Source organism: Bacillus cereus group sp. N14, assembly GCF_016483555.1.
Lineage (GTDB): Bacteria > Bacillota > Bacilli > Bacillales > Bacillaceae_G > Bacillus_A > Bacillus_A wiedmannii.
Genome location: NZ_JAEHBQ010000066.1, coordinates 1 through 430, shown reverse-complemented (window position 1 = coordinate 430; position 430 = coordinate 1). Strand labels below are relative to the sequence as shown.

Genomic DNA, 430 nt, shown 5'->3' with positions numbered 1-430 from the left:
CCGTCCATGAGCTCCCGTCTGACCTGTTCCACCTTGTGGTCCTGTAGCACCAGTAGCGCCTGTGTTACCTTGAACTCCTTGAGGTCCAGTAGCACCAGTAGCGCCTGTGTTACCTTGAGCACCTTGAGGTCCAGTAGCGCCTGTATTACCTTGAGCACCTTGAGGTCCAGTAGCGCCTGTGTTACCTTGAACACCTTGAGGTCCAGTAGCACCAGTAGCGCCTGTGTTACCTTGAACGCCATGAGGTCCAGTAGCACCAGTAGCACCAGTAGCACCAGTAGCACCAGTAGCACCAGTAGCACCAGTAGCGCCTGTGTTACCTTGAACGCCCTGAGGTCCAGTAGCGCCCGTGTTACCTGTCTCGAACTGAGGTCGACGAGCCCACGAGAAACCAGTAGCGCGCGGAGGGCGAGTTGGGCGGGAGGAACGG

1 pseudogene is annotated in these 430 nt (G+C 57.7%); it reads right to left on the bottom strand.

Annotation, left to right across the window (positions count from 1 at the left end):
* A pseudogene (locus JDS82_RS29055) lies at window positions 1–430 on the bottom strand (collagen-like protein); the annotation flags it as partial.